The sequence below is a fragment of the Paenibacillus sp. 4624 genome (assembly GCF_050435065.1).
Lineage (GTDB): Bacteria > Bacillota > Bacilli > Paenibacillales > Paenibacillaceae > Paenibacillus > Paenibacillus amylolyticus_D.
Window position 1 is genome coordinate 1 of the sequence record NZ_JBNDJR010000007.1, and the last position, 26,242, is coordinate 26,242.

At 36.0% G+C, this 26,242-nt stretch carries 37 protein-coding genes and 2 pseudogenes; all 39 read left to right on the top strand.

What is annotated here, in order from left to right; translation table 11 throughout:
• The first annotated feature begins 149 nt into the window (after window positions 1-149).
• The 39 genes and pseudogenes from ABIE27_RS16440 to ABIE27_RS16630 all read left to right on the top strand — a co-directional run bounded on the left by ABIE27_RS16440 (window position 150) and on the right by ABIE27_RS16630 (window position 25,814).
• Window positions 150-680: pseudogene (locus ABIE27_RS16440) on the top strand (AAA family ATPase).
• Between the two features lie 356 nt (window positions 681-1,036).
• On the top strand, window positions 1,037-1,129 hold the full coding sequence (locus tag ABIE27_RS16445) for a putative holin-like toxin (protein WP_007431380.1): 93 nt from the start codon (window positions 1,037-1,039) through the stop codon (window positions 1,127-1,129).
• A gap of 359 nt (window positions 1,130-1,488) precedes the next feature.
• Entirely contained in the window at window positions 1,489-2,388 is a 900-nt protein-coding gene (locus ABIE27_RS16450) for a hypothetical protein (protein WP_123066794.1), read from the top strand.
• A gap of 173 nt (window positions 2,389-2,561) precedes the next feature.
• The gene (locus ABIE27_RS16455; protein WP_123066793.1) at window positions 2,562-3,353 is read left to right on the top strand and encodes a GNAT family N-acetyltransferase; all 792 of its coding nucleotides are present in this window, start codon (window positions 2,562-2,564) and stop codon (window positions 3,351-3,353) included.
• 174 nt (window positions 3,354-3,527) lie between these two features.
• On the top strand, window positions 3,528-4,271 hold the full coding sequence (locus tag ABIE27_RS16460) for a hypothetical protein (RefSeq protein WP_123066792.1): 744 nt from the start codon (window positions 3,528-3,530) through the stop codon (window positions 4,269-4,271).
• 242 nt (window positions 4,272-4,513) lie between these two features.
• On the top strand, window positions 4,514-5,503 hold the full coding sequence (locus ABIE27_RS16465) for a phosphotransferase (RefSeq protein WP_123066791.1): 990 nt from the start codon (window positions 4,514-4,516) through the stop codon (window positions 5,501-5,503).
• Between the two features lie 222 nt (window positions 5,504-5,725).
• Window positions 5,726-6,277, top strand: a complete 552-nt coding sequence (locus tag ABIE27_RS16470) for a hypothetical protein (RefSeq protein WP_240037201.1) — start codon at window positions 5,726-5,728, stop codon at window positions 6,275-6,277.
• A 189-nt stretch (window positions 6,278-6,466) separates the two neighbouring features.
• Window positions 6,467-7,099, top strand: coding sequence for an AAA family ATPase (locus ABIE27_RS16475; protein ID WP_123066790.1), 633 nt, complete (start codon window positions 6,467-6,469; stop codon window positions 7,097-7,099).
• 193 nt (window positions 7,100-7,292) lie between these two features.
• Window positions 7,293-7,901, top strand: a complete 609-nt coding sequence (locus ABIE27_RS16480) for a hypothetical protein (protein WP_123066789.1) — start codon at window positions 7,293-7,295, stop codon at window positions 7,899-7,901.
• Between the two features lie 248 nt (window positions 7,902-8,149).
• Entirely contained in the window at window positions 8,150-8,398 is a 249-nt protein-coding gene (locus tag ABIE27_RS16485; RefSeq protein WP_123066788.1) for a ParB N-terminal domain-containing protein, read from the top strand.
• Window positions 8,399-8,669: 271 nt separating this feature from the next.
• Window positions 8,670-8,987 carry a hypothetical protein gene (locus tag ABIE27_RS16490; protein WP_123066787.1) on the top strand — a complete coding sequence of 106 codons (318 nt, stop codon included), beginning with the start codon at window positions 8,670-8,672 and terminating at the stop codon, window positions 8,985-8,987.
• A gap of 210 nt (window positions 8,988-9,197) precedes the next feature.
• The gene (locus ABIE27_RS16495) at window positions 9,198-9,770 is read left to right on the top strand and encodes a DinB family protein (RefSeq protein WP_123066786.1); all 573 of its coding nucleotides are present in this window, start codon (window positions 9,198-9,200) and stop codon (window positions 9,768-9,770) included.
• A 159-nt stretch (window positions 9,771-9,929) separates the two neighbouring features.
• Entirely contained in the window at window positions 9,930-10,415 is a 486-nt protein-coding gene (locus tag ABIE27_RS16500; RefSeq protein ID WP_123066785.1) for a hypothetical protein, read from the top strand.
• Between the two features lie 281 nt (window positions 10,416-10,696).
• Window positions 10,697-11,362: a hypothetical protein gene (locus ABIE27_RS16505; RefSeq protein ID WP_429350996.1), complete on the top strand. Its 666-nt coding sequence runs from the start codon at window positions 10,697-10,699 to the stop codon at window positions 11,360-11,362.
• A gap of 70 nt (window positions 11,363-11,432) precedes the next feature.
• Window positions 11,433-11,960, top strand: coding sequence for a GNAT family N-acetyltransferase (locus ABIE27_RS16510; protein ID WP_429350997.1), 528 nt, complete (start codon window positions 11,433-11,435; stop codon window positions 11,958-11,960).
• 749 nt (window positions 11,961-12,709) lie between these two features.
• Window positions 12,710-13,087 carry a hypothetical protein gene (locus ABIE27_RS16515; RefSeq protein WP_123066782.1) on the top strand — a complete coding sequence of 126 codons (378 nt, stop codon included), beginning with the start codon at window positions 12,710-12,712 and terminating at the stop codon, window positions 13,085-13,087.
• A gap of 47 nt (window positions 13,088-13,134) precedes the next feature.
• Window positions 13,135-13,743, top strand: coding sequence for an alpha/beta hydrolase (locus ABIE27_RS16520; RefSeq protein WP_123066781.1), 609 nt, complete (start codon window positions 13,135-13,137; stop codon window positions 13,741-13,743).
• A gap of 176 nt (window positions 13,744-13,919) precedes the next feature.
• Window positions 13,920-14,432, top strand: a complete 513-nt coding sequence (locus ABIE27_RS16525) for a GNAT family N-acetyltransferase (protein WP_429350998.1) — start codon at window positions 13,920-13,922, stop codon at window positions 14,430-14,432.
• A 244-nt stretch (window positions 14,433-14,676) separates the two neighbouring features.
• Window positions 14,677-15,168 (top strand): NUDIX hydrolase, encoded by a 492-nt coding sequence (locus ABIE27_RS16530; protein WP_123066779.1) that lies wholly within the window; start codon window positions 14,677-14,679, stop codon window positions 15,166-15,168.
• A gap of 346 nt (window positions 15,169-15,514) precedes the next feature.
• Window positions 15,515-15,745 (top strand): hypothetical protein, encoded by a 231-nt coding sequence (locus tag ABIE27_RS16535; protein WP_240037196.1) that lies wholly within the window; start codon window positions 15,515-15,517, stop codon window positions 15,743-15,745.
• A 42-nt stretch (window positions 15,746-15,787) separates the two neighbouring features.
• Window positions 15,788-16,168, top strand: coding sequence for a hypothetical protein (locus ABIE27_RS16540; protein ID WP_429350999.1), 381 nt, complete (start codon window positions 15,788-15,790; stop codon window positions 16,166-16,168).
• Window positions 16,144-16,389 (top strand): hypothetical protein, encoded by a 246-nt coding sequence (locus ABIE27_RS16545; RefSeq protein ID WP_429351000.1) that lies wholly within the window; start codon window positions 16,144-16,146, stop codon window positions 16,387-16,389. The genes ABIE27_RS16540 and ABIE27_RS16545 overlap by 25 nt, the downstream gene beginning before the upstream one ends.
• Entirely contained in the window at window positions 16,340-16,549 is a 210-nt protein-coding gene (locus ABIE27_RS16550; protein ID WP_429351154.1) for a hypothetical protein, read from the top strand. Before ABIE27_RS16545 ends, ABIE27_RS16550 begins: the two co-directional genes overlap by 50 nt.
• 134 nt (window positions 16,550-16,683) lie before the next feature.
• Window positions 16,684-17,151, top strand: coding sequence for a GNAT family N-acetyltransferase (locus tag ABIE27_RS16555; RefSeq protein WP_429351001.1), 468 nt, complete (start codon window positions 16,684-16,686; stop codon window positions 17,149-17,151).
• A 13-nt stretch (window positions 17,152-17,164) separates the two neighbouring features.
• Window positions 17,165-17,593 carry a GNAT family N-acetyltransferase gene (locus tag ABIE27_RS16560; protein ID WP_429351002.1) on the top strand — a complete coding sequence of 143 codons (429 nt, stop codon included), beginning with the start codon at window positions 17,165-17,167 and terminating at the stop codon, window positions 17,591-17,593.
• 66 nt (window positions 17,594-17,659) lie between these two features.
• Window positions 17,660-18,148: an NUDIX hydrolase gene (locus ABIE27_RS16565; RefSeq protein ID WP_123066776.1), complete on the top strand. Its 489-nt coding sequence runs from the start codon at window positions 17,660-17,662 to the stop codon at window positions 18,146-18,148.
• Between the two features lie 284 nt (window positions 18,149-18,432).
• On the top strand, window positions 18,433-19,365 hold the full coding sequence (locus ABIE27_RS16570) for a phosphotransferase family protein (RefSeq protein WP_429351003.1): 933 nt from the start codon (window positions 18,433-18,435) through the stop codon (window positions 19,363-19,365).
• A gap of 547 nt (window positions 19,366-19,912) precedes the next feature.
• Entirely contained in the window at window positions 19,913-20,410 is a 498-nt protein-coding gene (locus ABIE27_RS16575) for a DinB family protein (RefSeq protein ID WP_429351004.1), read from the top strand.
• Window positions 20,411-20,480: 70 nt separating this feature from the next.
• Window positions 20,481-20,810, top strand: coding sequence for a low molecular weight protein tyrosine phosphatase family protein (locus ABIE27_RS16580; RefSeq protein ID WP_123066772.1), 330 nt, complete (start codon window positions 20,481-20,483; stop codon window positions 20,808-20,810).
• Window positions 20,811-20,827: 17 nt separating this feature from the next.
• Entirely contained in the window at window positions 20,828-21,247 is a 420-nt protein-coding gene (locus tag ABIE27_RS16585) for a GTP pyrophosphokinase (protein WP_345789284.1), read from the top strand.
• A gap of 3 nt (window positions 21,248-21,250) precedes the next feature.
• Window positions 21,251-21,664, top strand: a complete 414-nt coding sequence (locus tag ABIE27_RS16590; RefSeq protein WP_429351005.1) for a hypothetical protein — start codon at window positions 21,251-21,253, stop codon at window positions 21,662-21,664.
• An 88-nt stretch (window positions 21,665-21,752) separates the two neighbouring features.
• Window positions 21,753-22,208, top strand: a complete 456-nt coding sequence (locus ABIE27_RS16595) for a hypothetical protein (RefSeq protein ID WP_123066770.1) — start codon at window positions 21,753-21,755, stop codon at window positions 22,206-22,208.
• 63 nt (window positions 22,209-22,271) lie between these two features.
• Window positions 22,272-22,721, top strand: a complete 450-nt coding sequence (locus tag ABIE27_RS16600) for a hypothetical protein (RefSeq protein WP_123066769.1) — start codon at window positions 22,272-22,274, stop codon at window positions 22,719-22,721.
• A 258-nt stretch (window positions 22,722-22,979) separates the two neighbouring features.
• Entirely contained in the window at window positions 22,980-23,585 is a 606-nt protein-coding gene (locus ABIE27_RS16605) for an oxidoreductase (RefSeq protein ID WP_429351006.1), read from the top strand.
• 16 nt (window positions 23,586-23,601) lie between these two features.
• Window positions 23,602-23,889: a hypothetical protein gene (locus tag ABIE27_RS16610; RefSeq protein WP_123066767.1), complete on the top strand. Its 288-nt coding sequence runs from the start codon at window positions 23,602-23,604 to the stop codon at window positions 23,887-23,889.
• Window positions 23,890-24,033: 144 nt separating this feature from the next.
• Window positions 24,034-24,540 (top strand): annotated as a pseudogene (locus ABIE27_RS16615) (YfiT family bacillithiol transferase); the annotation flags it as partial.
• A 63-nt stretch (window positions 24,541-24,603) separates the two neighbouring features.
• Window positions 24,604-25,104: a helicase gene (locus ABIE27_RS16620; RefSeq protein ID WP_429351144.1), complete on the top strand. Its 501-nt coding sequence runs from the start codon at window positions 24,604-24,606 to the stop codon at window positions 25,102-25,104.
• 24 nt (window positions 25,105-25,128) lie between these two features.
• A complete protein-coding gene (locus tag ABIE27_RS16625; RefSeq protein ID WP_429351007.1) occupies window positions 25,129-25,575 on the top strand; it encodes a GNAT family N-acetyltransferase in 447 nt (148 codons plus the stop codon).
• Window positions 25,576-25,589: 14 nt separating this feature from the next.
• Window positions 25,590-25,814, top strand: a complete 225-nt coding sequence (locus ABIE27_RS16630; protein WP_429351008.1) for a hypothetical protein — start codon at window positions 25,590-25,592, stop codon at window positions 25,812-25,814.
• Window positions 25,815-26,242: the final 428 nt, after the last annotated feature.

The following is a 26,242-nucleotide window of genomic DNA, read 5'->3' on the forward strand; positions in this document are numbered from 1 at the left end:
TCATATTCAAGCAGCGGCTCCGTTGGAGCCTCGGTCTGCGAGGTGGATTTCGAAGAGGCATTTCAGCAGACAACCCCTTCGGGGTTCATGAATACCGAAACGTTATCCGAAAGACTTACAATACTACATTTGAGGATAGAGGTGTAAGTATGTTCTTTTTACAGATGTCAGGATTCCCAGGATAAGGAAAATCAACATTAGCAAGACAGATTAGCCAAGCAACTGGAGCTGTCATTGTCGATCATGACATTTCCAAAACAACAATTTTAAAATCGTTATCATCACAAGGAAACACGATGGAAGGTAAAGCAATAGGACAACTATCCTATGATGTAGATTGGTCGTTGGTGGATTTTCATTTATCGAATGGACACAGTGTCATTATGGATAGTCCTTGTTTGTACAGAAATTTATTAGAAACCGGACTTGAATCAGCGAGAAAACACAAAAAGAGATATAAGTATGTGGAATGTTATATAGAAGACATTGAAATAATACGAAATCGATTAAAAAATCGAGAAAGACTTCTGAGTCAAATCGAAGCACCATCATCAGAAGAAGGATTTTATAGGACTATAAAAAACAGTAAAAAACCAGAAGAAGAGAAGTATATAGTAGTAGATTCATCGAAACCAATCGCAGATTACTTTCCAAAAGTTCTTGGATATATAAATGAATGAAAATAAAAGTATAGATAATGAAAGTAAATTCAAGGTGGCAAGTCCATCGGATAACAAAACATTAACGCATTGGGACATCCGTCCCTTGGTCAGCAGAGGTATTGGTAGAGAAGTAGATCCTGCTGACAACCCTGCGAGCCTAAGTCTGACGACCCGTTGCGCTTCGCTCCACTGAAGGCTCTCGGGTTCATGAATACAGGAACGTTATATGATAGAAATGATGGGCTGAAAATAGAATAAAGGAATAATACAAAAAAATAGATAAGAACACTTGTACGGAGATGTAAACACAGGTAAAATATAGATACAATTGAATCTTGGGTGGGTATGGTTTCCCTTCGAAAGGAGGTGAAACCATGGAAGTGAAAGATGCGATGACTCTAATGCTATTATTCGGTACATTCATTCTTGCACTTTTGACGTATATCAATAACAACAAGAGAAAGTAAAAACCCACCCCAAGGTTGACAGCCGAAGGTGGGTTTTTATCCTGACTTGACTTAAGAAGGGGTAGACCATCCAAGCCAATTGTACTGACCAAGTGTTGACCGCACTTGGTCTTTCTTTAAAAATATGATAACACATGAGAAAAGATGAATCAAAGCTAAAATAATAATGGAAGCGAGTAAAGACATGTTGGTAAGCAATCTCGAAGAAGCATTTCCATCATATAACAATATATTCAAGCGGCGGCTCCGTTGGAGCCCTGGTCTGCAGGAGGTATTTCAAAGAGGTATTTCAGCAGACAACCTCCTTGGGGTTCATGAATACAGGAACGTTATACGACAGAACCTGAAGGGAGAATGGAATGAAAGAGTATTACTACAAAAATTTTAAGTGGTTCGGTTTAATTTTTTCTATTACATTAAGTTATCTGGTTACGTTTACAGCCTTCAATCCGTCAGAATACCTAGATAATGAATATGTTCGTGGGTCATTAATTTGTGCATTTATAGTTTTCATTTTAGCCATTGTCTTTTTTGTTTTTAAATATCTTGTTATATATCCAAGCACATCGGTAACTTTTAGGTTTTTTAATATAATGATTGATTTGTATTTTATTTACTCTTCATTCTCACTGATATCTATAAATTCGATTCAATTTCATATTAATTGGATTGAAGATCTTAGCTATATTTTTTTATTAATAGAATTCTTCGGGATACTTTTATTTAGTCTACTTTTTGTATATTATAATTTCTTTATGTTAATGAATAAATTGCACCCAAAACAAAATAAATCTCATATTAATTCAAATAGACTTATAAAAATGTTTATTTGTTTTGTTGTATTTACATTATTATTGATATTCCTTTTTACATATCACGGAATGATGTTTGATGGAATTCTTGGTGATAAATTGTTGCGATTTATTGATCAGAACAAAAACGAAATTGATCCTGGATTTTGGGAACGTTTTTATTTCCATTTTGTAATATACATGGGGCTAGGTAGTAGTGATCTTATTGCTGTTAACCCAGTAATGAAGATTATCGTCGCATTAGAACTGATGCTAAGTTTTATTAACACTGCTTTATTTCTGGTTATTATCTTAGATAAAACTATCAATTTTATACCATTACGAAAATCGAAAAATGAGAAACTATTTAAAAAACTATTTTTTATAACATCCTTAATTATTTTGATAATGACAATATTGGTCTACATTTTCAATCACTTAAAACCAGCTTGGGCAAGTTCAATGTAGTAGGTTCCGTCGTATAACATAATATTCACGCTGCGGACATTCGTCCTTGATCCGGCATTCGCCGGACACTCGACATGCGTCGGGTCGTGAATACAGGAACGTTAGGCGAAACCATCCAGGAGTAATTGTATAATTGTATAATTGTATGCGGATCAAGGAAGGAGATAAATTGAATGATATTGAATTTGGAACTTGCAGATACTTTAGAAAAATCTGAAATTAATTATATGGTTGATCGAATGACTGCAATCAGAGAACGGGAAGGAAACCCTGAGGGAATTGAAATAAAACGATTCGGGGAGAGCACGGCGTTTTATAGTAAAACCATGCCATGGGGTCTTTTTAATAATGTAAAGGGAAGGATTTCTGAAGATGTCATTGAAGATATCCTAGACTTTTATAATGAGCGGGAAAGGAATTTCGAGATTCAAGTCATCCCGGGTAATATAAATCAAGAAGTTATGAAAAAACTCCATAATAAAAGCTTTTATCAATCAGGATTTCATACAACGCTTTTTTGTGAACCTGGAAATCTAAATTCGTTTGATCATCATAAACTGGAAATTCGTGAACTACTCGAAGATGAGTTCGATACATATGCAGAAATTCATTGTTTAGGTACAGGATTATCTCTTGATGGGAAAGAACACGTAGCTGCAAATAACCGAGTACTGTTTTCCCGTCCTGGATGGCACTATTATTTGGGGTTGGATCAGGGCTATCCAGTTGCAGTAGCTGTAATGTATATAGAGAACAATGTTGCTTCATTAACATTTGCGACAACACTACCTGAATATCGAAATAAAGGATTTCAAACAAATTTATTACTTAGACGAATTCATGATACCTACAACATTTGTAATCTCGTTGTGAGTCAGTGCTCATTTGGCTCGCAAAGCCATCGGAATATGGAAAGAGTGGGTATGAGAATTGGATATACCCGGGCAACATGGACAAGGAATTAATTGTGAAGGGAAATTAAGGTTGGCATCGCCTAACATAATATTCAAGCAGCGGCCCTTCGGAGCCTTGGTCTGCGAGGTGGATTTCGAAGAGGCTTTTCAGCAGACAACCCCGTTGGGGTTCATGAATACAGGAACGTTATGCGTAACTACTGTTAGATCATTGGAGGAGAAGAAGTGGATATAAATAAAGCTCATATACTTTATTCCTTTATTATGGATAATCTCGAAGAATTGGAAGAAGACGGGTCAGGCGGTACAAGCTTTGACATTCCCAGTTTTGATTTACATGCTCGTGACTATTTAGAATTTGCTGAAAATCAACTAAGCATTGGGAATACAGAGTCGTTAATAAATTGTATTTCCAACCTAAAGCGGGCAATTGATTGTCAGGTCGATACCTTTTTAGCAACCCTTAACTTGTATTCAAATTATAAAAAGAAAGGCTTAAAATTCGATAAAAAACTTGAATTCATCGAATCAATAGGAATCTTCAGTTCCAAAGCTCTTTCGAAACTAAATACAATTAGAAATAAAATGGAACATGAATATTCAATTCCGGAGATTAATGAACTGGATCTTTATTTTGATTTAGTTTCGGCTTTTATTTCAAATATTGAATCCGCAATCACTGTATTAATTTGGGATGAAAAGAATTTTGTGAAGAATAGTGAAAATGAAACTGAATATATTTATTTCACAATTAATCTAGATAGAAAAACTAGCCCGTACATGATAGCAAGCTGGAGGAATAGAAAGTGGGATACTATTGAAGAGATCAAAATTAGTTATGAAGATTATAAATTGTTTGGATTCTTCTTGAAATGCCTATATATGTTAAATATTAAAAATGCCTTTGCAAGCAATAAATATATTAAGTTACAACTTACGAAATCTTATAACAAATTAATTGAAAGATAATTCAAAGTTGGCAGTAACTACGCATCGGGACATTCGTCCCTCGGTCCGGACCGGAGTTAGAAGCGGATTCAGGGTGAGATTCCAGTAGCGAGGAAGCAGATTCAGCCGGACACACCCGAACCACCTAACCGCATCGCGGCCGCTGACTTTCGTTCGCTTAAGGTGGTGGGACGTCGTGAATACAGGAATGTTATATGAGACCGGTGTAAAAACCATTATTACAATAAGGAGATAACCCTACTATGATTTTGAAAGAACCTGAGAGTATTCTATATGAAATACTTGAAGATATAAAAACTACTTTCGGGATAAGTATATTTGATGCAGAACCGATATCTTTTGGTTATGCCAATTTAAAGTGGAGGATAAGTACAACTTCAGGAATGCTATTTGTAAAGCAATATCATTATGGCAGATACCCTGAGGAATTATTAAAGCTAGTTGCTGTAGCTTTGGAAGTACAGAACATGTTGTCGCAAAATGGAATACCCTGTCCAAAGTTATTGAAAACAAAGAATGGTTTCATTAACAGAACAATGTCTGGCGAACGGTATGTACTGACTGAATATTGTGAGGGTAAGATGGTGACCCCTGGTAATGTTAGTGCAGATCAGATGAAGCATTTAGGACAAGCAGTCGGTAAGATGCACGATATTCTTAATCGTAAAGCTCCTCAATCTTTACCTTTACATTGGCAACCTAATTCTAAGGAAGTAACTTTGTCTAACTGGGAGAAGAATTGGCAGAAAGCAGTCTCAGTTGGTTCTAATAAATATATAAATGCATTAGAAGTTCAAAAAAAGATTATTGATCAAATTAATTTAGATATATTTTCATCATGTGAGGAAGGGTGGGTTCATTGGGATCTCTTCGTAGATAATCTGCTCTTTCATGATGATAAATTATCGGCAATTCTTGATTTCGATAGACTGAACTATATTTATCAAGAATTTGATATTTCACGTCCACTCTTATCAGGGGCGATTAATAATAATAAGCTGGTTTTCGAATCTGCGAAAGCATTTTTAGAAGGATATAAGGAAAATATGCCGCTCTCGTTAGAGAAGCTGTTAAGATCAATAAAACTAACTTGGTGGAAAGAAGCTGCATGGGTAAATGTTAATTCAGAAAACATTAGGACTCTAAGTAGATTCGCTGATGAATTAATGTGGATTGGAGAGAATTGGACAATATTAGACGATATCTTTAATGACATGAAAGTATTCCGATGAAGCCACCGGCATCATATAACAATATGTTCGCGCTTCGGGACATTCGTCCCTCAGTCGCCAGAGGAATCTCAGGAAGCAAATTCAGCCGGACACACCCGCACCACCTAACCGCATCGCGGCCGCTGACTTTCGTTCACTTAAGGTGGTGGGACGTCGTGAAGATGGAAACGTTAACTGAAATTGCATTACAAACAATTAAAATTAAATATTCGGAGGTACACATTGATAGAAAGACTTATTGAAATATTCGAGAAGGCAAATAGAGATTTTTTAAAAAGTGATCTTGACTTATTTATATCTAAAGTTTCTGAGAGGACGCTTTGTGGTGCACTAATGTTACATATAAATAACATAATAAAAAGAACTGAATTTGCAGAATACAAGGTAGACGTGGAATATAATCGGAATAAAAATGGAAAATTCAAAACAATTGTAAAAACTATTTATGGACCTAAGGATGTTGGAGTTAAGATAAATTGCGATCTTATTGTTCATAGCCGAGGGAATAACATGAATCAAGATAATTTAATAGCGATTGAGATGAAAAAATCCGATAGAACAAAAGAAGAGAAAGAAAGTGACAAAATAAGACTAATTGCTTTGACCAAAGACAGTTATGATGATGTTTGGTCCTTTGATGGAAAGAGATTTCCGGAGCATGTATGTAGATATGCATTGGGCGTTTACTATGAAGTGAATTATAAGAAAAGAAGGATTAACATTGAATATTATAAAGAAGGACATATATTTGATGAGAAGGAAGTCGAGTTTTAAGATAGTATTTTCAATGTATATGTAGCTCAATGATACATACAACTTCAGTTAACAATATTCAAGCTGCGGCTCCGATGGAGCCTGGTCTGCGAATGGATTCCGGAGAGTGATTTCAGCAGACACCCCCTGTGGGGTTCATGAATACAATAATGTTAGGCGAAATCATTGTAAAGAAGGAGTATTTAAAGAATGAATATCAGAGGAATAATTCTTGAAGGGTATTCTAATGCTGGAAAAACATCGGTACTAAGAGCAATAAAACAGTATCAATCGCAAGATGAATCCGCAGAACGGAGTGTAGTTGTTCTTGGAGAACATTACTCACAAATACTAAATAACAATCATGGGGAGTATGTGAGTTTATCTCGAGATGAACATTTGAATTTACTTAAGGAAAGAGTAGAAATGCTAAAGAAACTTAATGATTGGGCAGTACATTTAGGACCAGCATCCAGAAGATCTCGGGGGCTTTTCTTCGTCCTAGAAAGATTCCATCTAAACCATCGTGTCGCTTTCCCAGAATATGATGCTACTGAAATCATCGACATTGAAAAGCAATTAACTGAACTAGGAGCTAAATGTATTCTGCTTACAATATCGGATGAAGTTGTAGAAGAAAGAATAAAGAGTAGAAATCCAGATGAATGGCTCAATAAGTCGAAGTCGGATATTGGACGAGCATGTAATGAGCTTATCGGTACTCAAAACAAGCTAAGATATAATGTAACAAGATCAATAGTGCCTACCTTAGAAATCAACACTGATAATAAAGAATGGAATGAATATGCAAGATTAATCATGAAAGACAATGACTCCGCCTAACATCGTTTTCACGCTTCGTCGCCTGTCGGCTCCTTGGTCTGCTTGATGCATTTCGGGGAAGTGTGGTCAGGCAGACAACTCCTGTGAGGCTAAGTCTTCGACCCGGCGCGCTGCGCCTTAAGCCTCTCGGGTTCGTGAATACAGGAACGTTATATGAAAGGGACGCTAGCTAATATTAAGGGGGAATCAGGGAATGTTTAACTTTTTTCGTAAGAAATCGAAAGAAACAAAGATCTCACTAGAAAACCAAATAGAAGTACTCAAAGATATTGGTATATCTTTCACAACTGATGATAGTGGTGTTGTTAAAGAGTTGTTGCATCATTTTGATCGAGAAACTTACGAAGACGATCCCTATTCTCTCTTACTTTCGATGATCGGTTCAGATCTTATTGATGAAAATGACAATGAAGTTAGATTGTCGAAGGATGTTTGGAGCTTTGATACCGAATGCGTTGAGAACGAAGAGATTTATTCGACAATCATTAATGAACTCGTAAGTTTAACTCGTGGTAAATTGCAAATGCAACAGGTTAAAAGCCATGTAGATTTTGATAATGAAGATGCTAAAGTATCGTTTATTTTAGATGATCAGAAATATGAATGGGAAATACATTTTGAAGATGATTGGATTGACTTTAATTTGCTGAGGAAGATTGGGGAACTAGCTATCAGAAGTGACAAGGAAAATTATTTTATTCATTTTAATGATGGTCAGAATCTTACAATACTATATACAAGTAAAGTCAAACACAAATTAATTAATGGTTTAATAAAAGATCGATTTTCTAAGTTAGTGTAGTCGAGGAAGGCGTCAACATTATATAACAATGTGTTTACGCATCGGCGGACAAGCCGCCTCGGTCGCCAAGAGATAAGTCAGGGAAGTGGATTCAGGCGACACATCCTACCACCCAACCACGGTCGCGACCAGTCGATCGAACTAGTCGTTCGATGAGCAGTTTAGGGTGCCAGGACGTCGTGAATACGTGAACGTTATCCGAAATTCATGCAGGGTATTTAGATAGAGCACTTGGTCCAGAATTAAATATGGAATATGTAGAAGATGAAGATTGGTGGAATTATAACATTAATCAAATCTCTAATCGTATAGAGAGTGGATGGGATCTGCCCCCATTAATTGCTGAAAATAGAGAAGGCTCTTTAAGTGTGAGGGATGGTAATCATCGACTTGGCGCTCTTCAAAAGTTAAATAAAGAAAAGTGTTATGTAATTATTTGGGATGATAGAAGTGTGGGGAATATATTAAAAGTTATAGAAAAGAAATCTAACAAGTAGTATTTGTAAGCTATTCACGAAGGCATGAACATCGGATAACAATATATTCACGTTTGGGGGCATTCGCGCCTCGGTCCGGCAGAGGTTTTTCGAAGAAGAGGAAGCAGCTGGACACATCCATTTCCCTAAGATAAGAGCTTTCTAAGGGGAATGAATGTCGCGAATATCAGAATGTTATAAGAAATCAGTGAAAAATATACAAGTCAAAACAAAAAGTGATTTAAGTTCTACAAGGTATTACATTCCATGAATTAAAAACAGGAGAGTAGTAATGGAAAATAATAAGTATCCCGAGAATTACTTTGAACACTACATTTTTAGTTTTTCAGGCATAGGTTATATGCCAAATGAAGCTGGATTTGAAAAACTAGCAAAGTTGTACATAGATATAGAAGGAATTGACGAATTTTTGAATCTAATAAAAGAGATACAGATCATAAAGACAAATAACGATTGGTTATACTTTAAAAGCATAGCTGAAGGTTTTGAAATAGAAGGCTTAGATATTGTTAAATTAAAAGAAATGGCCGAGGTCGCCATAAATATATTCAACACTATATCTGAAAGCCATGGATCTAGTGGAAATTAAATTGGATGTGAATACTTCAAAGAATGTAAAGTAATTTAAAAGCTATATATACCTTAATGAAGTGCGAAGTGAAGGGTTAAGGTAATTCAAAAAGAACACGGACATCTTATAACAAAATATTCACGCTGCGGACATTCGTCCTTGGTTCGACATGCGCTGGGTCGTGAATATAGGAATGTTATCTAAAACTACTCGAAAGCTGGTGAAAAAATGAACATAAACGAAACGATTGCTTTTATAGATAATGAATTAACTCAAACACTAATTGACTATCAAAACTGGTTTACTTTGAAGTTCGATTTGCTATCCTTCAAGCCTCAAGTTGGATGGAGTATTGAACAAGTATTAGAGCATGTAACATTAACTAATCACTTCTTATTGATTCTAATTAGAAAAGGGAAGAGAAAAGCAATTGAACTATCTGAAAAGAAAGATTTGAATACAATAATTGAATCATATCAAATCAACTTACAAGAGCTCGATGCAATAGCTAAACATAAATCTTTTAATTGGAATAGGCCAGAACATATGGAGCCTAAGGGAGATAGAGAACTAGGACAAGTAAGATCATTACTTAAAGATCAAATTAACGAATGTAAAGAGTTTTTGAAAGAGATGGAAAATGGAGAAGGAATATTGTATAAAACAACAATGACGGTAAATAATTTGGGGAAAATTGATGTTTATCAATACATCTACTTTTTGAGCCAGCATGCAAAACGACACATTGAACAAATGCAAAAAGTAATGGACGAGTACAGCAAATTCAAAGAAGCCGAGTAGCATTAGATAACTTTATACCCACGCATCGGGCCTGGCGGCCCTCAGTCCGCGGGAAGTGGATAGCATTGGAAGATAGTCAGCGGACACATCCGACTTCGTCGGACGTTGTGAATATAGGAAGGTTATCTGATAGGTCAAAGATTATAAAAGAGGTGCGAAATGGACTATATCATAGAGAAGTTCTCAAGTCTTCTTAATGAAAGATTATTATATAACGATATTCGTACAACTGAAGACACAATAAGATATACTTTTTTTGCCTCGCTTATTCTGACAGAACACATTAAACCTCATGAAATCATTTTAGAATATCCACATCCAGGAATAATAAATAAAGAAGTGGATGCTTATATTCCCTCTGTCAAAGAAAAGCAAGGTATTATTGTTGAAATTAAATATGATAGTAATACTCTGGCTCTAACTAACTCTTCGAGAACTATGAAGGCTGGAAAAATAGTTAACGACTTATTTCGATTAGCACATTTTAATATTGATCCTCATGCAAAGAAATGGATGATTTATGTAACAGATGAAGAGATGAACGGGTATTTTTCAAATATTAAAAACGGATTGAATGATTTTTATAGTTTGTCTTTGAGAGAACGCCTTAAAATAGATAAGGCTACATATCTAGCAAAGCTATGACTTTTCAAAAAGCTATTTTAATGAATGGAATAAGAAGCGTAGAAGTTAAAATTGTATATAGTACCTCATTGCCTAGAAAACACCGTTTAAAGATCTTTGAAATTTTAAGTAGTGAGTTCGAAGAAGTCTGACCAATCAAATAACATCATATTCAAGCTGCGGAGGTACGTCCTCGGTCCGGCATTCGCCGGACAACCAGCGTTCGCTGGGGTCGTGAAAACAGAAATGTTATCTGAAATAGGCAGTGAGGAATAATACAAACATAGAAATGAGGAAGACCTATGAAGTCAAGATTGATACTGATAGATGGAATGCCAGGCTCCGGTAAGTCAACGATTGGAAAAGTAATAGGTGCAAAGTTGAATAAAATGAGTATTCAGAATAGGTTTTATCACGAATTAGAAGAGAACCATCCATTGCGAATATACGATAAGACGTTTACTTCCTTTACTATTCAAGATGAAGCGGAGTGGTTTACTACAAAAGTTGAACAGCTATTCACTGATTTTGTCAATGAAAGAGTAGAGCGAGACGAAGTTACAATTATGGAAAGTTACGTTTTTCAGAATACGCTTGGTTTTGCCTTTAATATGCAAATGGACGAACAAAGAATATTAGATTTGACCAAGAAAGTACAACTTATTTTAAGTCGTCTCGACCCGATCCTCATTTATTTTTATCAAACTCATGTAGAACAACATTGGAAATGGATATGTAGTGTTCGTGGACCTGAGTTCACACAAGATCGTTGTGGACTTTATACGGATAATGATTTTATTGAAGCGGGCCATTTTTGGACGAAAAACCAAGATTTCATTTTCAATATCGTTCAGGAATGGGAGATACCAAAATTGGTCATAAAAAACGAAAAGTACAATTGGGAAGACTATGAGAATAAAGTGGATCATTTTTTGGAGAAATTTGAAGAAGATACTGACATCCGATAATTTAAGCAGACAACCCCGGGGTTCGTGAATACAGGAACGTTAACTAAAATTGATAGAAAGAGGAATGAAAATGGAAAACCAAATAAGAATAAGGCACCTTTCAAATCATGAAGAAGTATCTTTATTAAATTTTGAATTTTCAAAAAGATTTCCATGGTACACCTCGAATGACTATTTCTATAAGTGCTTGGAAGAAAATATAGAAGGCAAGAGAGTGACTTTAATGGCCTACTATGGAGATACATTGGCTGGGTGTTGCCACTTAATGTTTACTTCGGATTATCCGTATTTTAAAACAGGTAATATCCCAGAAATAAATGATTTAAATGTTTTTCCAGAGTTCAGGAGGAAGGGAATCGCAAGTAGAATGTTAGATGAACTTGAAAGAATAGCATCCAAGAGATCCAGACTAATTGGCTTAGGAGTAGGGCTCTATAAAGATTATGGTAATGCTCAAATGATGTACAACAAACGCGGGTATTACATGGATGGTCAAGGAATCGTCTATAACAATATTGAAGCAAAACCCGGAGAGAAAGTGATGGTAGACGACGACTTACTGATATATCTAACTAAAGCATTGGATAATGAGCTGTGAATGTAAATTAAAGAAGTGTCGAGATCAATTAACATTCTATTCAAGCTTTGGGCATACGCTGAGGCCGTGATTACAGGAACGTTAAGTAAAATTACCAAAGAGGAGTGAGCTTTTGATCCTGGAGTACTTAAAGAAGTATGCTCAAAAAGCATACGGAGAAGTTCATTCGATAACGACTTCCCCCGTTTTTTATTTGCTAATGATCCCAAGTTAAGGGAGAAGGAACTTTATCATAACTATTTCTACATCCATGGATTCAACCGATTGATAAAGCATAATCGAATATCATCAGAGAAATTAATCGAAACCTTTTTTATCTAGAGGAAGAGATTGAGCAGTATCTTAAAACATATTATAAGAGTAAAAACTTTATTTTGTATTTGAAAGCGGATTCCTTAGTGCCTGCATTTACAGTGACATTGCTTTCTTATTATGAAGACGAGGGTTTGAAGGAAAGTTGCTCCTTGCCTGAACTAATGGATTGGTATAAAGAAAATGCTTGTTTTGATGGATTGAAAATCATAGAGAATGAAACAAGCGAAGACCATGTAGAAGTACAGTCTGAAGATGTTTTTCCTATTGTTGAAAAGACATATATAAAGATCATAAGGACCTAGTCGGGTCGTGAATACGGGAACGTTATGTGAAATTACTGAAATGAGGTGCAGTAAATTAATTCCAAAAGCTTAATTGAATGGGCAGAGAAGTATGCGGTTATAGAGCGGACTAAAGAAGGATTTATAGCATATATGGAAAATTGGAAAAAAGAAAATAGAGGTGATTTCTGGGACACTTTTAAGGGAAAGTCAAATTTAAAGTTAATCCATTCAGAATTTTATTCTTTGCAACTGACATACATTAATGAATCTAATGACTTTGTGTATTGTAATTTAAATATCATGTACATTGGAGAGTATGTAGGGTGCTATAGAATGGTCTTTACAATGGATGGTGAAGTCGCAGACGTTTTAATTGATTTCGACAGATTTATGGATAAGACTATCAATGAAGGTACTACAAGAGTAGAGATTATTAAAAAAGCTATACAACAAGGATATTCAATAGATGAAATAGCTGTACTTGTAGAGCTAGATAAAGATTTAATAAAACCGTTATTTAAAAGTTAATCAAAACGTTAGACGAAATAACCTTAACCCCAGAAAGGATGATAAAAATGAAATTAGAGATTTTAAATGTACCTTCATTTTGGGGAGTGGAGATGAAGCAAAAATATTATCAAAATCACGAGGGAAATAAAAAGTTAGTTGTTCTTTTTCCTGGGCAAAATTATCCGTGTAATAAACCAACCTTGCATTTTGCAGGAACTTCCGCTATACAAAGTGGTTTTGACCTCCTGATCTTGGAGTATGGATATCAAGCTGCGCGAGCAGATCTTAATCGTGATGAGGTGCGAAGAGTCGTAGAAGACAGCTATGTGTCAGTCAAACAAGTCGTACATGAATATAATCAAGTTGTTTTTATTAGTAAGAGTCTAGGAACAATAATAGCTGGAGAAGTTCATGAAAAACTTGACGTGCCAATTAAGCATATATTTTTAACACCTATTAAAGAGACTATTCCTTACGTGAACAAGTTCAACGGAATTGTAGTATATGGGACGAAAGATCAAGCATTTAACGAAGAGCTGGCAAGTGAAATTAATAAAGAGAATGAAATCATTGCAATCATTAATGCCAATCATTCTTTAGAAACAAATGATGTCGAAGAAAGTATTGGAATTCTAAAAAAACTTGTAAAAATCTACATGCATTTTTTGAAATAATAAGTATTCAAGAAATTAAAAGGTAATTCCGTCTAACATAATATTCACGCTGTGGGCATATGCCCCAGGGCCGGCATTCGCTGGACACACAGCATACACTGTCGTGAATACAGGAACAATACAGTAACGTTAGATGAAAAGGATGTAAAGAATATAAAAAAGAGGTGTCATTTCAAATGGATATTGAGATTACAAAAATAACAAAAGATCAAGCAGATACTTTTTTGAATTTGTATAATTTATATTTGTATGACTTATCAGAATATAACTTTGAAGATCCAAAAGATGATGGGAAATTTGATCCAACAAATACTTACTTATACCTAGAGAGAGAAGAGTTGCATCCATTTTTTGTTATGCATCTAGGTAAACCAATTGGCTTCATATTAGTTTGTTCCCCTCCCTTTGTTCCAGAAGGAGTTGACTTTACAATACAGGAATTATTTTTATTAAGGAAATATCGCGGTACTAGAATTGCTTCGTTAGGAATAGAGAACATATTTAAGCAATTCAAAGGAAAAATAAGTATCGGTCAACTGGTGGAAAATAAACCAGCCGTGAGATTTTGGAAGAAATATTATGAAGAACATAATATTGATTTCTTCGAAGAACAAGAGACTATTGAGATTGATGGCATAGGATTACAAAAAGTGATTTCACAAACTTTTGAGATTCCAAAAAATTGCTAAGTAATTCAAAGCACGCGGACACATCCGCACCGACTAACCGCATCACGGCCGCTCCCGTTGGTCCGCTTAAGGAGGTAGTGAATACAGAAACGTTATAGTAATCAGCGCTAATTCAGAGACACATCCCATACTTTGTTTTTTATTAAACTAGTTGCTTAGTTGAGAAGAAATTCAAAATAAAAAATTAGCGAAAATACTGCCAGTAACATTAGAGATTAACATAAAAATTAAAGGAGAATGCTTGATGTTTTATGTTAATGCAAGAGCAATTGTTGAACGTAAAGGAAGCGATAATACAGAAATAATTATACAGACCCGAAATAAAAAGAATGAGGAATCAATAGAATTGCCAGGTGGAAGATTAGAATTATTCGAATCAATATTAGATGGCCTGAGACGAGAAGTATTTGAAGAAACAGGTTTAACTGTTATAGAGGTGGAAGGTAGTCAAAAGCGCATAGATACACGTGGGATTAACTCCGATTTTGAAGTTGAGTGCCTAGAACCTTATTGTGTATATCAAACAATAAAGGGTCCAGTTGATTCTATGGGTATGTATTTTATATGTAAGGTTGACGGCAATCTGTTAGAAACAGGAGATGAAACTACAAATATCAGATGGGAAACTGTTGAAGAAGTCTATAAATTGATGATAGAAGACCAAAAACAGTTTTCTGATGTGGATCGCGCGGGGTTAAAGTACTATTTAAAACACAGATTTGGAAAGCAAATCTAGGCAGGCAGCATTACATAACAAAGTATTCACACGGTGCCTACCCCTTAGTAAGCAGAGGGGTTTAGGATGTTATCGCTGATTGATGTGTATCAATATATTTATTTTTTGTGTCAACATGCAAAACGTCACCTAGTACAAATACAAAAAGTAATGGATGAGTATCGTTTGATTGAGTCAGAGTCACATCAGATAACATAATATTTACGCAGCGGCTCCTGTGGATCTTAGGTCTGCTAATTGGATTTCGAAGAGAGATTTCTGCAGACACCCCCGTCGGGGTTCATAAACACAGGAACGTTAAAGGGGTTCAGCAATACAAATTAAAAAGTAGGAAAAGAGTCATAAAATGAATGATTCCTATCATTTACAGTTTGGAAAATTGTGTGAGAAATTAGGGCTTGGTGAATTGGTGACGACTCCGAAACCGATATCAGGTGGTCTTTTACATCGGATATTTGCAATCAAAACGACCAAAGGGAAATTCGCAGTTAAAGCATTAAACCCACAAATCATGGCAAGACCTACTGCACTGAACAATTATATAGAAGCAGAAAGAATTGTGAGTATTTTATCTTAGCGAATATCTGTTCAACCCGCTAATGTATACGAAGACACATTTTTGCAGGAGCTTGATCAACAATTTTATATGGTATTTGATTGGATTGAAGGGAGAAGTTTAGAGCCTTTCGAAATTACGGAAGCACACTGCAAGAAGATTGGTTTTATGCTTGCGGAGATTCATCAAACAAAGTTTGCGCAGGTCGAACGTATTCCAAGCACTCCTAAAGGCGAAAAGCAAATTCCCTGGGAGTTTTATCTACATAATGGTGTTGCGGAAGGGGCTGTTTGGACAAACCACTTATCTAATAGTATCAAGCAGCTGTCATTCTGGACCGAACAAACTAACCGATCAGTCAAGCTGTTTGAGGCCGAACAAGTATACTTAGTCATCGTGATCTGGAACCTAAGAATGTCATGTGGGGCCAAAATAAACCCATAATTATTGATTGGGAGTCGGCTGGAGAAATCAATCCCAAACATGATCTCATAGAAACGGCAATTTATTGGTCGATCGATGAGTTGGGCCAACTAAACAAAAGCAAGTTCAAAGCCTTCTTAAGCGGATATCGGTCAGCTTTATGGAAATCTAGAAGCAGATTGGAAAGCTGTGTTGGAACTGGGCTATTTAAGCAATCTGAACTGGTTAGAATACAGCCTTAAGCTTTCATTGTGGATTGAATGTGTAGATGTTATTGAACAAGAGATGGGAACCGAACAAGTGATACACACCCTTAGTGCACTTGAAGAATATCAAAAAATGACTGTTGTGCTAGAAAACCGGCTGAATGATGAGGATGTTTCGAGGATTTATTCGAAATAGGCTGACATCCTATAACATAATAAGCACGCTTGCGGGAATACGTCCTTGGCCTCTGCATTCGCTGGACACTCGGCATACGCTGAGCCACGAATATAGAAACGGACCGTAAATTAAAACATGATTTGGGGGAACTCATGGAATATCAAATCATTGACTTGAGAGATCATTCAAATCTTCTAAAAGAAGCTATCGAGTATGTTGTGAAAAGATGGGGATTACATAGAAGAATATTCGAGGAATGTATAACTTCCAGTATGACAACAACAAGTCCATTACCTCGATGGTATTTTATGATAAATGGAGATGAAATCATTGGTAGTTACTCGTTAATGAATAATGATTTTGTGAGTCGACAAGATTTATGGCCGTACTTATCAAATCTATATATTAGTGAAAAGGAACGAGGGAAAAATCTTGGGTCAGTCATGATGGCGCATGCAAGACACGAAGCTTATAAATTAGGATTCAGTAAATTGTATTTATGTACAGATCATATTGATTATTATGAGAGGTATGGCTGGCTTCATTTATGTAATGGGTATCACTCTTGGAATAGGGAGTCAAAAATTTATGTAATTGATACAGATCAGAAATCCAAATGAAGGGTGGACCAAAATGCATATTGAGTTTAATGAATTTCTTATTTCTGATAACAAATCCTTATTAGATTATGAAACTATATGTGGCTTCTTATCAAGAAGTTACTGGGCTAGTAAAAGACCTAAAGAAAAGATTATACGATCATTCCAATCATCAGAATGTGTTGGTGTATATCATGACAATAGGCAAGTCGGCTTCGCGAGGTTAGTTACTGACTATGAGACGGTTTATTATTTATGTGATGTATATATAGACGAAGATTATCGCGGTAGAGGTATAGGAAAGAAATTAATCGAAAGTATAACGACGTCGGATAAGTATAAGAATTTATCTGGTATTCTCAGAACGAAGGATGCTCATGGATTATACGAAGAATATCAATTTGTAAAAGACAATGATAAATACATGGGGCGAATGCCTGATTTTTTAAGGGAAAAACCATAAAGTAGATTGTGAAAGTACACAGGAACAAACATAAGGAAATATAACTGGTCAATAGGAGGTTGTAAAATGGGATTTCCAACACATATCGTATCAGCGGGTGGAATTGTAGAGGACGGAAACGGAAATATACTTTTGGTAAAAGCTCATGATGATGGATGGGTATATCCTGGTGGTATTACTGAGGTTGGGGAAAATCTGATTGATGGTGTGATTCGTGAAATCAAGGAGGAAAGTGGAATAGATGTGACAGTAAGTCATTTAATTAACATTGTATCCAGCACGGGAGTACATAAGTGGTATGACGGAGTGACTGATGTTCCTACGAAGGTTATGTTTGATTTTGTATGTAAAGCTGAGGGAGGAGAGTTAAGTACTTCTGAAGAAACAAGTGATTGTCGTTGGGTTTCAAAGGACAGGGTTTTGGATTTTATTACTCTGCCAGCCATTCGAACGCGTTACGAAGCTTATTTAAATTATAGTGGATCGGTGAATTATATTGAGTATATTACCCCGACCACGACAGAATGTAATGTAAAAGTTCAAAGGCATCTATAATTTCTAAAGCACATCTTGTTTAGATTTATGAACGATGGGAATAGGAAGTATTTAACTTAGTATATCAAAAAAGGCGCTGACATTTTAATATAGCATCGTATCTTATTGCGGGTCTTGCCCTTGGTCTGCAAGAGGGAGTTCAAAGAAATGATTCTTGCAGACTATCCTGTGTGGCTAAGTTCATCAGCTCGGCGCGCTGTGGCTTAAGTCTGTCGAGGTTTATAGATACAAAGGCGTTATATGCAATCATAGCAATATATTTGAGTTCTATTCAAGGAGGAACAATGAATACAGAACTTAGAAACACAATGCAGAATACAATTGATCGTTTCGTATCGCCTAATGCTGAAATATTGAGTATTAAAGATTTTGACCTGGCTTACGGTACCTCAGCTGTAGAACTTAAAAGACATGAAATATTACTTAGAAATGATATTCATGATTGGAGTATCAATCTTATTTCAAAGAAAGCGTCACTCATTGAAAGGCGTACATTAAATTATCTTAATGATCAATCAGCAAATGTTCCATTTAGTTTTACATTAAATATGACAAGTAACAGCCGAGAATATCTTTGCATGCAGGATGTAGATTATGAAACAGATTACAATAATTTAGATATCGAACTGCTTCAAAAAAATGAACAAGCTGCTCTGGCAGATATACATGCGTTCAACTTTAAAAAATATTATAAATTGAAATGGCTTCCATTGCTTGATTCAGAATATATTCAATCCGTACTCAACGAGAAATGGGGACCGAATTGGAACAATGCAAAATCTGATCCGGATTTTATAAGTCATTTTGGTGATCTTATTCCAGAGATTGATAAGATTGCGGACCATATAGTTAAAGACATGGATAAAGTTCTCAAGGATGAACGTTCACATACCCTTATACATAACGATCTACATCCGGGTAATACATTAGTTTACAAAAATAGAAAGGTGTATTTCATTGATTGGGAAGAAGCACATTATGGTTCCTTATACTTTGATGTAGCACTTAGATACAGAGCGTTTTCTCAAGCCGAGAACTACAGAATCTTGCTGAATTCGAGGGGAATAAATCTATCAGAGGATAAATTCAAGCTGAATTATACAATTACGTCCAGATACTTGGGGTTACGATATATGTCATGGTTTTTATCCAAGTGGAAGGATGATAAGATAATGCTGGATGAATTAAATAAGTATATAAACATGACTGTATCCTAGATAAGAGATGAAACGACTTTAGTGAAGGGATATAACGTAATATTTATGTTGAGGACATTCGTTCTTGCTTCGCATTTGCTGGACAATTAAGATTACTGAGCCGTGAATACAGGAATCTTATACGAAATACCGAAAACGGTTTTTATTTTATCACTGATGTTAACTCAATAAATTTCATTGAGGTGTGTTTACATGATAGTTGATAATTTACTTGAAATAGTAGAAGAAAGTGATGAACGATACAAATGCTACGCTTTTAGTATTCCTATACAGATTTTTAAGAATATTATGAAAGGTGAGGAATTAGAAGAAGTACGAATATATTTATCTATTGATCTCCAGTTCGAAACGATAAAAAATATGATTGAGAGTTATATTCATTGGTTTACTATGTGTGAGACTGTACTACGTAACTATTATGAGAATGAACTTGGAGAAAGGTCGGCTCCTGCCTCGTGAATACAGAAGAATTATTATAAATCTCTATTTTGAAACCTCTCCAGAAAAACTTAACACCTAAAATGAATGAAGAGAAGAGGGTTAACTGATGACTTATAAATCCATTTTAATAGATCAAATATCGGCATGTTATAACGATAAGAGCTGGTTTATTCCGCTTGAGGACATATTGGAAGACGTAACAATGGAAGAAGCACTGACTGAGGATGACAATAAACAAACCATTTGGTCCATCGTGAATCATCTTATTTATTGGAATGAGAAATGGCTTGAGCGTTATAAGACAGGGGAATTTGTATTAAATCATGGGATCAACAATGATGAAACTTTTGCTTTGAATAAAGATCAATTGAATGATACTGGCTGGAAGGAAACATTAAATAGACTTGAGAATGTTTTTATCAGTTGGAGAGTTGTTTTAGAAGAAACAGATGAATCTAAACTCACGAAGCAACTTCCAGAATATTTTAATGCTCCTTGGTGGGGAGTTGTTTCTAATCTAAGCATTCATAATGCATATCATATAGGACAAATTATGTTATTAAAGAAACAAATTCGAGCTGGAAATAAAAATTATCGAGAATAATAAACAACGAGAAACTCGTATCTTCTTCATATGGATTTAACGGTTGGGTAAAAAGGATAGGTGAGATGACATCAAATTACTGTTTATTTGCAGCCGGAATAAATGGCGTAGCTTAACTGCTGAGAAAATTTTTGAAGGATACAATGGATATGAAGTAAGGTCGGCAGGAACCGAAACGGGAGCAAGAATCAAGGTTACGGAAGGGCACATTGGATGGTCAGAATTAATTTTTGTTATGGAGAAGAAACATGCGAGAAGATTAAAGGATAAATTTTCAACAATTCTAAAAGATAAACGTTTAATCTGTCTGGATATTCCAGATGATTATCAATTTATGGACGAAGAATTAATAGAAATGTTGAAAGCAAGAGTATCTGAATATATTGAAGTGCCTATCTAAATAAGGAGTTGATTATTTTGGACATTGAATTGGCTATATCTGTCGCGTTACAAGCTCATAAAGGGCAGCTTGATAAAGGTGGGCACCCGTATATTTTACATCCCTTAGCTGTTATGAACAGAGTGGAAAGTATGGAAGAGAAGATTGTGGCTGTTCTCCATGATGTCATTGAAGATTCAGAAGTCACAATTGAAGAGTTAAGAGGGTTGGGATTTTCGGAAGAAATTTTAACAGCCATTCAGTTGTTGACGAGATCAACAGAGGATAGTTACGAAGAATTTATTGAGAAGACAACAACGAATCGAGTTGCGAGAAATGTGAAAATCGCTGATATTAAAGAGAATATGGATATATCAAGAATAAAGAATCCGACGGAGGAAGACGTTCATAGACTTGAGAAATATAGAAAGGCATTGGAAAGATTAGAGCGTGAATAACATGTGAAAGAAACTAAAAAGAGGTACGTTATGTCCCAGACGATGACAATTCGTAGAATACAGATAAAATTCCAAAGTTCTGTTTTCACAGCAGTAGCCTTAAGACAGAAGGATATAAATATCAAAGTAAGAGAAGAGCTGGGTCATCTACTGTTAGTAGATGCTAAGGACTGTTCTGAAATGTTTTTATTAGCGAGTTTATTTCAGCACGCTATGTGTACTCACGACATTATCTATTTTGCGAGAGAAGATGAATCAAGTTGTGATTTACTGGTATTTAACGGTGCGATAACTCCAATAAATCAAAAAGATATAAAACATCTGAAAATAGCGATAAAGTATACTCAGCCAGGAACTTATACAATTCCGTTGATAGATTCTCACGATGAATCAATATGGATGACGTGGCAACATTGAAATACGATGAACAATTGAGAGTCATGGCGAACAAAGATTTAGCCGTGATTAATGCATAAGGCCAAATCAATAAAATGAGGTATGTCATATGACTGAGCCAGTGCAGTTTTTTTATATTGATGATCTTATAGGAGTGTGGTCTTCTGAAGCCTTTTTTTATGATGCATTTGAAGATACACAGTTAGAATTTCATGCGGATGGCACAGGATGTCATGCCTATTTAAGACCTGATGGTCAAGAGATTACCTTATTCAAATGGAAGTTAATGAATGATCGAATTGAATTTGAAGAATATCTCAGGGTATCCATTGAAGTGAGTGAGGTTATAGGAGAAGAAATATATTCGGCAGATCGATTTGAAAATAAATATTCAGCAAGGTTTTTCAAAGCTAAGGGATTAGATGTGGCTAATGAAGAGATCAATGTGATCGTATTCTATTCTCCTTTGATTGAAGGAATTAATTCACAATCATTTGGAAGGATATCAAAAACATTGGATAGATCACTTATTGATGTAGCCATGAGGTATGAGCAGGATATGTAATAGATACTGGAAGCTACGCTGCTCAGAGTAACATATACAAATACTCGATAATTGGAGTTCAGGATGAGTAAATTAATTGTTATATTGATAGGTATCCTTCTACTTATAACTGGTTGCAGCACTACACATAAGATCAATACCGATTCAACCAAAGAATTAACAAAAGAGCTGAAGGAAATTTTTCCGTCGATTGAAAGAGTTCATTTTACGTTTACCCGCCCAAATCTCTCTTGCAGAATAGACATGAGCAAAGAACCGAGTAAAGAAGAACTGGAAGCAATTCTTACAGAAATCGAGAGATTTACAACAATGGATAACATGAATGAGATTGCTCGCAGCGTTAAATGGGGACTGGAAATATCCAAAATTTATCTGGATATGAATACGGACAAGGATAAGAAAACAATTGAACATGCTTATTATGCGAGATATTTCAAAACATCCAACGCTAGTGACCATTCAGAATCAAACATTGAGGGCTATAAAATTTGGTATGAAATAAATGAAAAATAGTGGCGATTGTAACCTATTAGATTTCCAAATTGAGCGGAGGGTAATCTTGGGAGCGTTATCAAATGGGTCGATGATTCTTTTGGAATGAAGTAGTCCAGTCAATCACTGTACTACTTTTTATTATTTATGGGTTCAGAAATGGAACAAGTTGGGTTATATTAATTACAGTTGGGATTAGGAGGGAGAAAAAAAGAGTACAGAACAAAAGATGTGACAGTTTAACTCGAATTCAATTTTACATGGTCATAAGGAGAGAAAATGAAGAAAAATATTGGAAGCATTGTATTAACGGTTGGTCTGATTATAAGTTTGTTTTATAACTTTCAATTGAAAGAATATAAGGAAGTTCAACAGCATAATTACAATCTAAAATTAAATCATGGTCTTCAAATTGGAATAAAAGAATCCATTAATAATCTGGATGTTGTCATAAAAACGTTGAAGGATAAATCCCCAAAGGAACAGATCATTCGTTCATTAGGAGATTTAATAGTGTCATTGAAAGTAGGCGAAGAAGCATTTACCTTTCTAGATTCGGATTTTCAGGAAGAGGGGCAAGCATCAAGTTACCTTATTTATAATACCTTCAGAGATTTTTATGCATATGCAAAAGTAGATTTAATGGGTGACATTGCTTCAAATCAGTTCTCGCTTGATCTGGATTCCAGGAATAAACTGGTTAATGACATAGGTATTCTCAAAAAGGATCTAGAGTATATCGATAGTCAATTTAACGAGGATGTTCTGAAAGATCAGAGCCCTAAGTGGATTGAGGATAAATGGAAAGAGTTAGTTACAGAGCGTATAAACCAACATCCTGACTTCAAATTATATGAGAGAATGAAAATGGAGTATAATTTGTAAACGGAGGGGCGAATGAATGGCATTTTGTATCGATTTTAAATTGATTTGTATCAATGACGATATTGCAATATATGCTTACGGAGACTGCTCTGAGAAATTAGAAGGGCGGTTTGAATTGAATTTAGGACGCCTGCTCTCAGGTGAAATGAGCATGGATACAGATATAAAAGAAGTTGTTAGGGTAACCAAGCCGTGTTTAAGTGATGGAGAACATCAACACAAAGCAAACCGGGCATTCAGTAAGATCTATAAACATTACGTAAAAACGGACACGTATCTAAAAGAAGGAGGGTACTATGCCTGATTTTACTATATAAAACGAAGTCATTGAAGCTAGCCGTTAGAACAAGGCTGCTTCTTTTTTTATTTTTCACTTCGCAAATGGAACATTGTGGGTTATATTGGATATGATTTGATCCTGTAGTAGACGAATGGAGCGGTGCTTAAGATGAATTTAGATGAAAAGATTCGTTTTCCGATCGGACGCTTTGAGCCCCATTTTGAATTTACTGATGAGGATCGTAAACACATATTGGATCAAATTCCCGAGATTGCGAAGACCTTGAGAGAGAGTGTACAAGATCTTAAGGATGAGGAGCTTCGTACTCCTTATCGTAGAGGTGGATGGACGATCACACAGATTGTACACCATCTTGCAGACAATGATATGAACGCGTACATAAGATTCAAAAGAGCATTAACTGAAGAGGAACCGCTCGCAAGCTCGTATCGCGAGGATTTGTGGGCATCGTTACAGGAGTATAAAGATTTGCCATTGGAAGATTCCATACAGTTGCTTGAAATACTGCACAAACGATTTCTCACGCTGCTACGCGGCTTACAATCGGAGCAATTCAATCGGAAACTGCGAACAGAGGTATTAGGTACCATTTCGCTGGATGTCGCCATTCAACGATTGGTCTGGCATGGACAGCATCATGTTGCTCAGATTAAATCTCTGAAAAGTGTCACAGAAATAGGAGTGCTTAACCAAGAAGGAATTTACCCTCATTGTCCCATGGAAATAAGAGTCGTCGAAGTTGGAGGAGTAAGCAAACCGCAGCTTAAACATAAATTACAGCAGTGTTCAATTCGAATGAATGAATACGGAAATAAACTGTTTGATGATGAGAAATTTGTCATTTCTCCTACCAAGAGGCGCCTAGAGACGGTCGAGTTATCAGTTAGAAATCTAGGATTTTCGGATGGAGCTACGACCTTACAACTCTTTCAAATGGCAGATACTCTTGGTTTGAAGTTATGTCCTATTGATTTGGGTCCCTTTCTTAGAATTCAGCATTTGGATCAACCTGAGACATGCACATCAAGCCCTGAAAAAGGAAACCAAGCACCATCGGGTTCACTCACAATAGCCTCTGAACCTCTTCATGAGGATGATCATTTTCCAAAAGGCTTTTATCTCAGAAATATAGAAGACGAGTTGTGGTTACGAGGTTACATTGCGGATGATCTGCATGTGTGGAACCCTCACGACCGTATTATCTTTTGTAGAACTTGACTGTGTTTGATAGGAGAGTTGCATATGTACCATTACCGAAAGGGGCAAAAGAAAGATCTTACGCACATTATTGAACTCTCAATGCTCTGGCAAAAGGAAGACATTACAGTAGGCTATGAGAATGTAGCCTGGACCCCAGAAAAATTAGAAAAGAAGATGAATGATTACTTTTATATTGTGGAGTTGCGGGGTGTGGTTATGGGTTATGCCTTCGGAGAGATTAGGTGCGGAAACGCAGAGCCGGTCATTCCTCATGCTGATAGTTATTTGGAAATTCATGAGGTGTATATCCATCCTGAACATCGGAGTAAAGGAATCGGCAAAGAACTCATTAAGTGTTTAATCGATAAAGCAAGTGAGCACCAGATTGAGAGGGCTTTGGTTGGATCATCCAATCGAAGATGGAAAGATACGGCGTCATTTTACGAAGAATTAGGATTCCATATGTGGTATATCCAGATGTATAAATAGAAGGTGAGCACAACATGAGCCGAACAGTATATGTGATCTCGGGGCCGGCTGGGGTAGGAAAATCGACAACATCGCAACAGCTTGTTCAGGCTTTAAGTAAAAGTGCATACATTTCGGGAGACGCAATCAGTCATATTCCAGTGAATGGACGAGGTGAACCATGGTTATGTAAAGTTGGTAGATCGACCCACCCTGATAGCCAGGCATCAATGGAGACCCACGGATGCACAGATGGGTGAGCGCAGTTTGGTTTTGTTGGAGGAATTTGAAGCGTGCTCAGATTTAAAAGAACAAAATAAACTCTATACGCAACACTTACAGCCGAGAACAAGTGTCTGAAATCGTTGAAGAGTTACGAAACAATCCGAGATTTATCTGGAAAGGAGATTACCTAAGTTGAAGCAACTCCCCCAAATATTTTCTTTATTATAATTATTGTAGGAATCAGTATAGTCATACTTACTAAAACGATTGAACAGGTCATACCAAAATTGGGATATGCCGCGTTTCAGTCCGCAGTAGCAGGAAGTTACAGCCCGATTAACTATGAGATGAATTTGGATCTGAACTACTGGGTGGGAGGCATCTGCATCCTGGTGGGAGCAATTTACTTCATTCGTCACATCGCTTTCTTTCAACATTCGATTACCGAAATGAAAAAGAGAAA